General features: G+C 41.5%; 8 protein-coding genes. 1 reads left to right on the forward strand and 7 read right to left on the reverse strand.

Annotated features, from left to right (window positions below; genetic code table 11):
• Positions 1–113: 113 nt before the first annotated feature.
• A complete protein-coding gene (locus H6G26_RS04235) occupies positions 114–2,123 on the reverse strand; it encodes a DICT sensory domain-containing protein (RefSeq protein WP_190728062.1) in 2,010 nt (669 codons plus the stop codon).
• A gap of 853 nt (positions 2,124–2,976) precedes the next feature.
• Between H6G26_RS04235 and H6G26_RS04240 the strand changes: the two genes are divergently transcribed.
• Entirely contained in the window at positions 2,977–5,268 is a 2,292-nt protein-coding gene (locus H6G26_RS04240; protein ID WP_190728063.1) for an amylo-alpha-1,6-glucosidase, read from the forward strand.
• Between the two features lie 147 nt (positions 5,269–5,415).
• On the opposite strand, the gene H6G26_RS04245 is transcribed toward H6G26_RS04240, so the two are convergent.
• The 6 genes from H6G26_RS04245 to devC form a co-directional block, all read right to left on the reverse strand.
• Positions 5,416–6,693 carry a glycosyltransferase gene (locus H6G26_RS04245; protein ID WP_190728064.1) on the reverse strand — a complete coding sequence of 426 codons (1,278 nt, stop codon included), beginning with the start codon at positions 6,691–6,693 and terminating at the stop codon, positions 5,416–5,418.
• Between the two features lie 565 nt (positions 6,694–7,258).
• Entirely contained in the window at positions 7,259–8,545 is a 1,287-nt protein-coding gene (locus H6G26_RS04250) for a glycosyltransferase family 2 protein (protein ID WP_190728151.1), read from the reverse strand.
• 150 nt (positions 8,546–8,695) lie between these two features.
• Positions 8,696–9,163, reverse strand: a complete 468-nt coding sequence (locus H6G26_RS04255) for a DUF2141 domain-containing protein (RefSeq protein WP_190728065.1) — start codon at positions 9,161–9,163, stop codon at positions 8,696–8,698.
• Positions 9,164–9,245: 82 nt separating this feature from the next.
• Positions 9,246–10,250, reverse strand: coding sequence for a glycosyltransferase family 2 protein (locus H6G26_RS04260; protein ID WP_190728066.1), 1,005 nt, complete (start codon positions 10,248–10,250; stop codon positions 9,246–9,248).
• 307 nt (positions 10,251–10,557) lie between these two features.
• Positions 10,558–11,562: an NAD-dependent epimerase/dehydratase family protein gene (locus H6G26_RS04265; protein ID WP_190728067.1), complete on the reverse strand. Its 1,005-nt coding sequence runs from the start codon at positions 11,560–11,562 to the stop codon at positions 10,558–10,560.
• Positions 11,563–11,773: 211 nt separating this feature from the next.
• Positions 11,774–12,952: an ABC transporter permease DevC gene (gene devC, locus H6G26_RS04270; protein ID WP_190728152.1), complete on the reverse strand. Its 1,179-nt coding sequence runs from the start codon at positions 12,950–12,952 to the stop codon at positions 11,774–11,776.
• Positions 12,953–12,959: the final 7 nt, after the last annotated feature.

The following is a 12,959-nucleotide window of genomic DNA, read 5'->3' on the forward strand; positions in this document are numbered from 1 at the left end:
CTGTAACAGTTTTTAGTCATTAGTCATTAGTCCTTTGTTCTTTGTCATTCTCCCCTGCTTCCTCTGCCTCCCCTGCTCCCCCTGCCCCCTGCCCCCTGCTCCCTGCTCCCTGCCTATTTACTCTTGACTTTTGTCCGCTTTTCCTCTTTGCTACTCTGAACAATCGGGATGGTGAAGTGAAACTGACTACCTTGGTCTTTGCCAGTTGACTCTGCCCAAATTTCCCCACCCCAGCCATTAACAATTTGACGGCAAATTGCTAAACCAAGTCCAGTCCCGCCAGTAGTGCGGCGCAGCGCTCCCTCTTCTTGATAGAAGCGGTCAAAAACTACTTCTAAACGATTCGGTTCAATGCCGCGTCCAGTATCAGCTACAGTCACCTCGACCATTTGATGCCTGTTCTGAATCGCTTTAATGGTGATTTCTCCTTGGGGCGGCGTAAATTTACAAGCATTATCCATAAGTTTTGCCAGTACCTCTACTAGCCAATCACCATCGGCTCTTACTAGAGGTAAGTTGTCGGCAATTTTAGTTTTGATTTTAGGCGGCTTTTCGTCTGAGGAACGGGTACGATTGCGGCTGAGTGATAAATCTATACACTCTTGTAAACTCAGGGATTCTGGGTGCCATTCCACTCGACCGCTTTCCAGATTGGAAAGTGTAAGAAAATCTTGTACCAATTTTCGCATCCGCTCTGAGTCGGAAAGAGCAGTGTTGAGCATGATCTGCTGCAACTCCAAGGGCATATCCGGCTCACTAGCGAGGCTTTCTAGGCACACTTGAATGGTGGATAGGGGGGTACGCAGTTCGTGCCCGGTGATGGCTATGAGGTTGCTGCGGGTGCGGTCTAAGGCTTCTAACTGCTGGTTAAGTTCCTCTAGGTTGGCGTAAGCTTCCGCTTGGATGAGAGCGGCTCCCACTTGGGTAGCGATCGCTTTTACCAAATCCAATTCCCCAGGTTGGCACTCGTGCGGTGGCATTCGGCAATAGTGTAACTCCACAATGCCCAATAATCGCCCCTGATAGAATACTGGTTCCATCAGCCAAGAACGAATGGCAAACTTTTTGGCGATCAAGGAGAGTGCTGGCGAATTGTTAACACGAGGGTCATTCAGTGTATCGCTAATACAAACTCCTTCGCCTTGTTGCACTATGTCCTGAAATAGGGAATTTTTCTCTAATTCCCAAGTTTGTCCACGAACAGATAAAATACCGGGATTCAAAAACTCGTGTTCAATTATGGCTTGGCTATCTGTGGCTTGAGCGCGGTAAATTAGACAGCGACAAGCTTCTAGGTGTTGTCCTAATTCTTGTGCCGCCACCTGGAGAACTTCGTGAGGATCGAGCGATCGCCGAATAGCAGTGCTAATCGAGTTGACTAATTGTTCTTTTCGTGCTTGGACAGCAATAGAACGGTAGGCTTTGTGTAATTTATACTGACTAGCTTGCAAATAAGTTACTAAGCGCTGTACAAAGGGGTCTGTATCGATGTCACAAGCATATTCATTGAGCTGTTCTGCTCCAGAGTAGCTTCGTGGCTCTCCTATACCAAACCTCTGACGCGCCTCCTCAATTTTACTTGCCAGTTCTGGTCTGTAAACCAAAACCCTGTCTAAAAGCAATTCGGCCGCTTTGAGGCTAACTCCCCTTTCCGATGTCCAAACTCCCTCAAATCTTCGCGCTGCGTCTATATCCAGATTAGGGCTTAGTTCTGGTATTTGCTTGTTTTTAGCAATAGAACCAAGGCTTTCCCGGCAAACTAGACAAGTTGCATAATTGTCGGCAATCACTACCAAATGCCACTCATGGCTTAAGCTATCCGTTGGCTCAAAAGCGACTTTTTCGTAGTGTTCCGAACTGTTGGCGAAATCCGTTTCTGGAGCAGATAATACGTATATTTGGTTACTCCGCAAGGCAAGTCGCAGGTAGCGATGAGCTTCTTGGCGGTAGAATCGCTCTCGCTGGAAACTAGCAATTACAAGGGGTTGTACTAAAGTCGCAGCCAAAACTTGATCTTCCATCGCATGGGAGAGCGCCGTTAGTGAAGCCTTAAAATATAGCTGGGGCCGCAAGTATGGTAGGGACTTTAGCAGATCACTCAGCACAGAAGTCGAAATGCTCATGAATTATTGTTAAACGCTCAACCTCGACAAGATCAAAAGTCACAGCTGCATTGTACAAATTCCAAGGGACTCTCAAGTTAAATAGAGGGTTGCAATATGTAAAGAACGCGCTTAAGCACTTTCTGCCAAAGCAGGCGCAACACTTTGTTACGAATTAGGAGGAGTGGGTACAACTTGATTTGTTGATTGACAACCTACTACGCCCAATATACATTCTTGACCAACTTTGAAATATGCTTGCATAACTAAAATATTTCATGGCTAAGTACCAAATAACTAATTGATGTATTGTTTTAACTGTTGTATTTGCTAATAAACACTGAGCACTGATCGACAGTCTAGGCGGTGGCGTAGCCTGTCGTAGACATTGCCTAGTTTGCCTACGTTGTAAATAAATGTTTTTACCCAAAAATCATTACTGCTACATTCACATAAATTAATCAATAAACTAATTATCATAAATTAATTTAATTAAACACCATAGCTATTTAAGACAAAATCGTATATTACTAGAGAACAAATACTGTCTATGTTCAACAAAAACTGTGAATTTCGCCTTTTTGCTGAGTATCTTATGTGTATTCTGTCTTGGGAAAGTTTAACGACTAATAAATTATCTAAAAATCCTCAGTTTTCAGCCTTGAGTTTTGAGCTAGAAAATATAAGTTTATAAATTGCTTATACAGATTTGAACACTGCTATTTTGTCAGTAGTTATCATGTAAGGATTATTTTTTTAGCTCCAATCGCTCAAACGAGTTTTAGAGAGCGTCTTTTTTTTTAAAGTTGTGAGGGTCAGCGACCTCTATTCGGAAGACCACAAAAATATAGACCTGTACACGGAACTTTGGCTAATGACACCGGATACGCTAATGACCTCGGAAAAAATTTTCCTAGATGGAAAAACTTTTATTCCTGCCGAACAATTACCTATCCCGGAGTGGCCTGGTGTTGTGAGTGAAAAATCACAACCGACACTGACGGTTAAAGATGATGATTTGTTTTTTGTGACAGATACTATCGGGAACATTTCTGGCTGCTCCCTCAACGATGGCAATCCTAGCATGGGATTGTTTTGTTGTGATACAAGATTTCTCAATCGCTTAGAATTGCAAATTGAAGGGCGATCGCCTGTACTCCTCAGTAGTACTGCTGAAAAAGGGTTTTCACTCTCAGTTTTGTGTACCAACCCCAGAATCGATGAACGTCTGAAAGCCGACACTGTAGGAATTCGCCGAGAAATGGTGCTAAATGGGGCACTATTTGAAGAAATAGAGGTATCTAACTACAGCACAACAACCGTCAGTTTTGAACTAAGTATCAGCTTTGATGCAGATTTTGTTGATTTATTTGAAGTCCGGGGCTATGACAGAGAAAAACGAGGTAGGCTTTTACGCTTAGTGGAACCGACGGCTGAAGAAGGAACATCTTCTCTAGCCGATGGCGTTCCACCTGTACCCAAAGAGTTACACGCTTTTAGGGAAGAATCCTTAACACTCGCCTATCAAGGTCTTGATGGCTCGGTGATGGAATCTCGTATTTTATTCCAGTATCGCCAACCAGACTATTTCAAGGGTTACACTGCGGTTTGGCAGCTAGAGTTGGCTTCTCATGAAACTCAAAAGCTGGGCTACCGGGTGAATATGTTGAAAAACAACCAATCCAGTTCAACCGTCAGCGCCGCCATCACATTAGGACAGGCGAAAGCCGCTGAGTTAATGGAGGAGCAACACTGGGTACAGCAGATTACCCGCATTAGCTCAGATAAGAGCATTTTCAATCGAGTGATTGAGCGGGCCGAGCAAGATATGTATTTGTTGCGCCAGTCTTTTGGTAAGCATAAGACAGTTTCGGCTGGAGTGCCGTGGTTTTCTACACTATTTGGGCGAGATTCGCTGATTACAGCTTCCCAAACCCTGATGTTAAACTCGCAAATCGCCAAAGAGACTCTGATATTACTAGCCACATACCAAGGTAAAATCGACGACGAATGGCGCGAAGAAGAACCGGGTAAGATTTTGCACGAGTTACGTTTGGGAGAAATGGCTCGTTGTCAAGAAATTCCCCATACACCCTACTACGGTACAGTTGATGCTACTCCTCTGTGGCTGATGCTATATGCCGAACATTATGCTTGGACTCACGATCAAGAACTCCTAGAGCAACTTTGGCCGAATGCTCTAGCAGCAATGGACTGGATTGATCGCAATATGAAAGAAACCAGCTACCTCAGCTACTTTCGTAAATCTAAACGCGGTCTTTCTAACCAAGGTTGGAAAGACTCTGACGACTGTATCGTAGACCACAAGGGAGAGTTAGCCAACGGCCCAATTGCCCTTTGTGAGGTGCAAGCTTATGTCTATGCTGCAAAAATGCGCCTAGCAGAAATAGCTAGGATGAAAAAGCGGCTTGATTTGGCAGATCGTTGGCAAGAAGAGGCTAGAAATCTTAAGCTTCGTTTTAATCAAGATTTTTGGGTGGAAGACCAAGATTTCTGCGCTTTGGCTTTGGATGGAGATGGCAAGCCAGTAGCCAGTATTACCTCAAATCCTGGTCATTGTCTGCACTTGGGTCTTTTTACCCACGAAAAAGCCTATAGTGTAGCAGAACGCTTGCGGGCACCAGATATGTTTAATGGTTGGGGCATCCGTACCCTAAGTAGTTTGTCACCCGCTTACAATCCGATGGGGTATCACATTGGTTCGGTTTGGCCCCATGATAACGCTCTGATTGCAATGGGATTGCGATCGCTCGGTCTTATCGATCAAGCCCTAGAAATTTTCCAAGGTTTATTCGACATGACTAGTCAGCAGCCTTATCAACGGCCTCCAGAACTTTTCTGCGGCTACGAACGGAACGGTGATAATGCCCCTGTGCAGTATCCAGTTGCTTGTACTCCCCAGGCTTGGGCTACTGGTAGTGTCTTCCAACTGCTACAAATGATGGTTAACTTGGTACCTGATGCTCAAAATAACTGCTTGCGAATAATTGACCCCGCTTTGCCAGAATCAATTAATCGCTTGTCCTTTCATAATTTGCGAGTCGGCCCCACCATCCTTGATTTAGAATTCGAGCGTTCTGGTACTACGACTGCTTGTCGCGTTGCGAAAAAACGCGGTAATCTACGGGTGGTTATTGAAGCATAGAGAGTAGGGAGTTGTGAATAACCCACTCTCAGTTTTATCCTTAGCGCTAGTGCGATTGTGCTTAGACAACAGTTGACGGTTAACAGTTAACAGTTAACAGTCAACAATCAACGTTAAATCCCATCCCCTTTTAGGGGTGGGATGAGCTTAACTTCTTATACTGCCTATACCTACCTCCGCCTTCTGAGATCCTTCAACGATTTGGTAAAGTTTGTCTTCAAATTTTTGCATACATGCCGACCAATCAAATTCGAGTATAGAGGGGCGAGCGTGCCGAGTCATATCTGCTTTCAAATCAGGATTTTCTAGAATCGCAATTACCTTTTGGGCAAAGTCTGTGGGGTTGTTGGGTTGGGCAAGAAAGCCGTTACGGCCAGGAAAGACCTGTTCTGAAGTTGACGGTGCAATAACCGCAACTAGAGGGGTTCCAGAGGCTAGCGCTTCGTTATTTGTAGTACAGAAGTTCTCGGTGACGGAGGGGTTGACAAAAACATCAGCTCTGGCAAACCAACCCAGAAGTTCTGTACCGTGAGACTCGCCCCATATAGTAATACCCGATCCAAACTTTTGGGCACGCTCACGAATTTCCTCATCTAGCGGGCCACTACCAACAATCACCAGATGGACATCAGGGATTTTGGCAGCAATGAGTGGAAATATATCTAGCAGTTGGTTGACATTCTTTTCGGGAGTGATGCGTCCGACAAACAAAAGAGTTGGTCGGTTGTCGTTAGGAATGGGGTTGTAACAAATGTTTCGCGGGTGAAATTTTTCGCAATCGATACCTTGATAAGCGACGTATTCAGCGCGTTGACATTTTAGTTCTTCGTATTTAGTGAGTTGTTCTTTAGAAGAAAAGTAATTGAAGTCATAAGACTCACTAAATTGTTTAACCAAAGCCGGAATGATCGGACGAACCAAGTTAAAAAACTTGTCCCCAAAGTAATATTTGATATATGCAACGATATCAGTATGGAAGAGTGATATTGTTGGTGTGCCTGTTCGTCTTCCGTATTCAGTGCCGATTGGGCGACCATAACCTTGCAAGAAAAATGAGTATAAACCTCTCATTTGCGCGGCTTCTTCAACCACGATAATATCAGGCTGAAATTTCTCCAGCAGTTTGGTATCGCTCCAATGTCGATAGTTTAATGGTTGAGGAAGAGATTTATAGAATAACAGTGGTTGTGTTGGGAATGCGTAAGCAGAGAAATTCGGGAAAGACTCAATTTCATTCAAACCTGGCATGGGGCGATCGCCAACATTTTTAGGGTAGCGATCGTTGATTTGCGGATGGATTAGAAAAACCTCATGTCCCTGCTCTAGCAGCCAACGAACCCGTTGGTGTACTGCAACGGAAACTCCAGTTAAGAAAGGAGCGTACAATCCTGTAAACAGTGCAATCCGAAGTGGTTTATTAGTCATAAAAAAGGGGAATATTTCACGAAAATGCTGTTTTTGAATTTAGGATTTACGCAGCAAATGTTTCATGAACATCCTGATTCTTTCGCTCAGAAATTCCCACTAATATAGTTAGACTAAGGATTTACGCACTTTCAGATACTTGAAATTCTTGATTGTGAAACGGATGTTTATAAACCTGGATTAGAGAATGCTGTCAAAGTAGCCGATAATGTATCTAAAGACTTGAGATTCTCTTAAATTCTCCTTAAACAATAAGACTTTGAAAAGTTTATCCCCCCGTTTTCAAAAGGCTAGCGGGTATCTCAATACAACTATAGGCTTTACAAACATCCTCTGAGAAACTATCAAAACATCCAAATTAATCAGTCAAAATTCCCCTTAATATATTTGTCTAAACTCTTGCCATTAATGCAAATACATTTGGTCATCAACAAGCCAAAGCGTGTATTCTAACAAGAGTTATAGCTAATATAGTTCTACTAAATATAAGATAATATAATTTGAAGACTAGGGAATGTTTAGTGTAATAACTTTCATGCCCTAGTTCATATTTTAGCGATTTAATTCAAAGAGAAACCTTATTATCAATAGGCTGATCTAACCATTGATAAGGGCGATATTCTACTAGGCGCACATTCCAGGGCCCTTGAACCCGATAGGAAACACCGCGCCAGGTGACTGTTGAGATCCAAATGGATGATAGCATCGCTAACCCATAAACCCACTGTGTTAAGGGAATGCTAATTAACATTTTAATGATTGTAGCAGGTGATAATTTTGCGTAGACGTGCAACGGCTTGCCGGTAGGCATCGCTTGGTCATTAGAGCGAATCACTCGCTGGATCTCTAATTCCAACACGAGCATTATCAAGAGTAACGCTACAGTATAGGCTCCATAGCAGCCTAACAAAAGAGCCGCAGCTTCCCATTTTGCCGCTAACAATGACTCTAAAATTAAGATGATGACTGTAGTAGGAAACAAAATGCTAGAAACAGCTTCACTAACTAAAGCTAACCAACGTGGGTGATACAGTCGAGAATAAAGGATGAGGCGCTTGAGATAATCTATTAAGTTGAATAAATCAGTCTCTTCACGATTTACTATCAGCAGTGAAGGCACAAACTTTACTTGCAACCCATGTTTTTTAAGGATGTCGTGCATCATAAAATCTTCGCCTAAAGCTTGTCCCCACTTATCTAGCAGTTCTGTTTGGTGAAGTACTTCTGTTTTCACAGCCAAAGTCCCACCCCAAGGAATTTGGAAGAGGAACATTTGCACTACTGTGGATACATTGCCAACGTAGCGCACTAATGATCCCCAATACCTACCAGTAGGCACATACCAACGGTTACCTGTTGTTGCTCCTACTTTCGCATCACCTAAAGGACTGACTAATTCTCGTAGCCAATTCACATGGACTATCGTATCAGCATCTACTAAAGCAACCACCTTGTAGGAATCATCCAATTCACGGACAGCTTGGATTAAAGAACTGCATTTGAGACTACAATTGTTGCGTACTATTCTCAAAGGGCTGATTTGAACGTTGGTCGCTTCTTGCTCTATGATGGTTTCACTGGCAATTTTCCAAGCGGGATCTTCGTGACTATCAACAATCAACTTTAAATCATACTGTGGATAGTTTTGATTTAAGAGCGATCGCAAACATCTAGGCAAAAACGGATCAGCTCCGCGTAGACAAAGAATCACTGCTGTTTTGGGTAACTGGTCATCTGGTAACAAGTTTTTTTTAGATGAGCGCAGATACCATATAAAGACAAGCGTTAAACACACCTGAATAACCAACCAACCCATCAAAGACTTAGACAGAAATATCGCCAAATCTTCCATTAAATTTTTAGTCTCCGACAGAATAAGAGATTGGGCATTGGGCATTGGGAAGAGGACAAGGGGCAGGGAGCAGGGAGCAGAGGGGAAAGAGGTAATTTTTATTTTCACCCTGCCCCCTGCTCCCCTGCTCCCTCATCTCCCCAGTCGCTTTTAGGAATCCAGCGAATATTTCATGATGATGTTGACAGTTGTATCTTTATTTACAACAAAACTGGCATCACGAAACTTTGGTGTGCCTGTTTGTATAGACACAGTTGGATTTTTGGAAATCCCAAAACCTTCTTTGGGAATACCGAAAAAGTCTTTATTGAGCTTGCGATCGCCATTTTGATCATCAACTATGGCGACAGCATAAGTTCCAGGCTTTAAACCGGAAAATTCCTTGGTTACAGAATTGCCAGTAATCTTAGCGCAGCCACTTTGAGCTTCACTAGTACTACTCATCGGAAATCCTTTTTCATTTGCGTAAACTCTGAAGCAAATCTCACCTTTTTGGTGGCGTATTCCATTTACAACTACACTTAGGCTTGCAGTTGGCTCTGCATTCACTGTTTTAGCAAAGCTCATGCTCACTAAAGTAGCAAGCAAAACATGAGAAATTTGAGATAGTTTCAGCATAATTTTGTAGTGGATAATAGGTGATTATTGGGTTGGGAAAAAACTGCGTTCGTCGCTGGCGATAGCTGCGCCAACGCCAGCTTTAATTTTTGAAATGATTAGCTGCAAGTCTGACTTGCTGTTTTTTAATTGATGCTGTTTGCCAACCTTTCCAAAGCTTTTGTAGCGCTATTAGGAAATCTTTCAGCAAAAGGTATTCTGTCCCTTTTAACTGCTGATGTAAGCTTATATGACAGCACAGCCGCTCATAAAAACTTAGGGGACTACGCCATATAGAAAGTACATACTCCCAGAATATTCTCCAATGTGGCAATAAAATTTGTCCTTTCTTTGCTGAATCAAACCACACTGAATACTCATAGAAATCAGGTAGCATATTCAATGAGTGTTTTTTACCGTTGTTACTAAACAACAAATAATTGGGGAAATACATACTCATTGATTGCTCTGGATGGCTTCTGGCAAAAAACAGATATTCAGGAATTTCATAAAACCTGCCGAGAATACCAAGTCTTAACAAGAGCATTCCATCTGCATTACCATAACCACCCATAGGCGGTATCCTTCTCAAGGCACTAGCGCGAATTACACCGTAACATTGATAACATAAATGCTTGGTCAGCAATTCGTGAAAACGCTCCTGTGGCTTTAGTGCATCAGCCTTGAGTTTAATATTGTAGTTTTGAAGGTAACTCCCCTCTTCATCAATGAAATATGTTTGAGAGTGACACAAGATTATAGTAGGATCTTGGTCAAGCACCTCAACACACTTCTTGATAAAACTTGGAGCATGTAGATCATCATAGGCTGCCCACTTAAAGTACTCACCTGAAGACAATTTAAAAACGCGATTGAAGTTACGGGCGCAACCGATATTCTTGTCATTGCGGTAGTAACAAATACGTTGGTCTTGCTCGGCATAAGCTCTACAGATTTCTTCAGTTTTATCTGTAGATGCATTATCTGAAATAATTAGCTCAAAATCTTCAAAGGTTTGAGCCAAGAGAGAATCTATGGCTTCTTTGATAAATTTTTCACCATTATATACAGGTAATCCGATGCTTAATCGTGGCTGATTGCTACTCATATAAAACAAGTATTCGGAAAATCCGTGGATTATTTTTTGATTAATTGCAGATAATTGTTAGGTAGATACAACGTAATAATTCAGAATCCAGAAGTCAGAATCCAGAATAAGTTGATATCTAATACCAAATTTATATGAGCCTGCGTAGAAGAATTACTTTATTAAGCATGGAGCTTCAAGTGTTTTATTCTGTGCATCTTCATAGAAGATTGGTATAAGCTGAATAATTTCAAGAAAATCAATCACCCGTGTTATGGCTTCTTGATTTTCCAATCATTCTGAATTCTGACTCCTAAAAATTTGTTAACTATTTGATCAAGTTTTGAATATCTGTTTTTTGCAGCCATTCATGTGTTCGCTGCATTCCTTCTTCTAGGTCAATTGTTGGTTTATAATTTAACAGGCTTTGTGCTTTGGCAATAGAATAAGCATAGGGGCGAGTCATAAAATCTATAGACTCTGGTAAGATATCAACTTTTTTGCGAAAAAGTTTTTGTCCTTGAACCCGTAGCTTTAGAAACAACTTGATTTCATCTTTTGGTAATGAAAGCGGTGCTGATAAACCTTCGATTGCTGCTAAACGCATAAAATACTCTTTCCACGATGTTTCTTGTCCGTCGGTGATATTAAATATTTCACCGCAGGTTTCTTTTTCAATCGCTAGAAAGATGCCATCTATTAGGTTATCTATATATACGTGATTGATTACTCCTTTACCATCGTTGGCATAGGCAAATAATTTCTGACGCATCATTAAAATTGGTCTGACTATCCAAGGAATACTTCCTGGGCCATAGACATCTCCAGCTCGAATAACGATAATGCCAAAATCTGGAGGATTATTCAGTTCTAATACTGCTGTTTCGGCTTCTATTTTTGTTTGACAGTAGGGATTATTTTCGCCAGAGAGTGGCCCGGATTCTGTAACACCATTAGGATAGTTGAAACCGTAAACCATCACGCTGGATAGATGCACAAATGTTTTGACACCAGCCTGTTTAGCGGCTTTAGCTATGTTGACAGTACCGCCAACATTCACATCACGAAAATGGTTAATTGCACCAGCTTCTTCGGCAATTTGCTCTGTATGTAAAACGATATCTACTCCCTGACAAGCCTTTTGGGCAATAGTAGAATCGGTGATTTTACCAATAATTACTTCAACACCTAAATTCTGTAATTCTTTGTTCTGTTCTGTAGAACTTTGCAGCCCACGAACATTCATTCCTTGCGCTATAGCTAACTCGGCTGTACGCAACCCGACAAGTCCATCAATCCCAGTAATTAGGAGAGTTTTGCTTTTGAGGTTCATAAATTCGGGCTTATTGTTAAATAGGTGAATTTGAGTTTTTAGATTAAAGGTTTCAAAGTTATACCGAACTAATTGGAGTTTTGGTAAAGACTTTGAACCTAAAATCTAAAATGGGTATTAAGAGTAATCTTTCTGTGGAGAGGCTTCAACAATGCTTAGTTATAAATCTATATCAGAGAAAATAATTTGATTATTTTGCTGATAAGAATAGCTAGAAAATATCTCCTGGATCTGCGGAGCGAAGTTTGTTGATAGCAAGCGCACCTGATGCCATACACATCAAAACTGTTGAAGTTAAGACAATTACTGCATTATTAACGGTCATAACTATTGGTAGTTTAGTTGCTTCTGCTGCAAAACTATATAACAAAACAGAAGTAAGAAACCCTGGAATATAACCTAAAAGTGCCAAAATTAAAGCTTGCTGAAAGACCACATTTAATAAATATCTATTGGCATAACCTATGGCTTTTAAAGTGGCGTAAGCAACGAACTGTGTAGCAATATTGCTGTAAAGAATTTGATAAACAATTACTACACCAACAACCGCAGCCATTGTCAACATCAAATTAAGTATAAAACCAATAGGCGTTCTGACAGCCCAATATTTTTTCTCAAAATCAATGAAGCCTTGGCGTGTAAAAACTTGGACATCATTAGGCAAACTTGCTTGCAAATTTTTCAGTACTGCTTCTGCATTAGTACCAGGTTTGAGGGAAATCAAACCAATATCGATCATATCTGCCGGACGAGTATTGGGATTTATCCTCAAGAAAGTTGAGTCACTGACAAGTAAATTTCCGTCTACTCCAAAGGAAGGCCCTAAGCTGAATAAACCACCAATTCTGACTCTATAGCCAATTAATAAACTATAGGGAAATATTTCAATTGTCTGTGCAGTCTCTCCCGCATCAAATTTTTGAGCTATTGGACCAAACTCTGGGCGAGAACTCCGGTCAAAAAGCACGACATCGGGAATTTTGAGTTTATCTAAATTTTTCTCAACTTCTGGGAGGTTCATCACAGGTCTACCTGGATCGAAACCAATAACGTATATTGAATATTTCTCACCGGTTGCCGGGTTTTTTAGTTTGGCAAATTGCAAATACATGGGGCTGACTGACTCTACGCCATCAAACCCCAAAGATTGGTACAAACGAGTCCGCGAAAAACTTTGATTTGAGGTCAAAGATTTATATTGCGAACTAACTAAAAATAAATCTCCTTTGAGATTCTGATGTACTGCGGTTGCACTTGAATAGAGGGCATCTTGAAAACCAAGTTGCACAAACATTAGCAGCACAATAAAACCAATCCCGGCTACAGCTACTAGTAAACGAACTTTTTGCTGGGCTAGCTGTAGCCATCCTAAAGGAATTTTAAAATTCATGGATTTA

It is taken from the genome of Nostoc sp. FACHB-888, from assembly GCF_014696655.1.
Taxonomy (GTDB): Bacteria; Cyanobacteriota; Cyanobacteriia; order Cyanobacteriales; family Nostocaceae; genus Nostoc.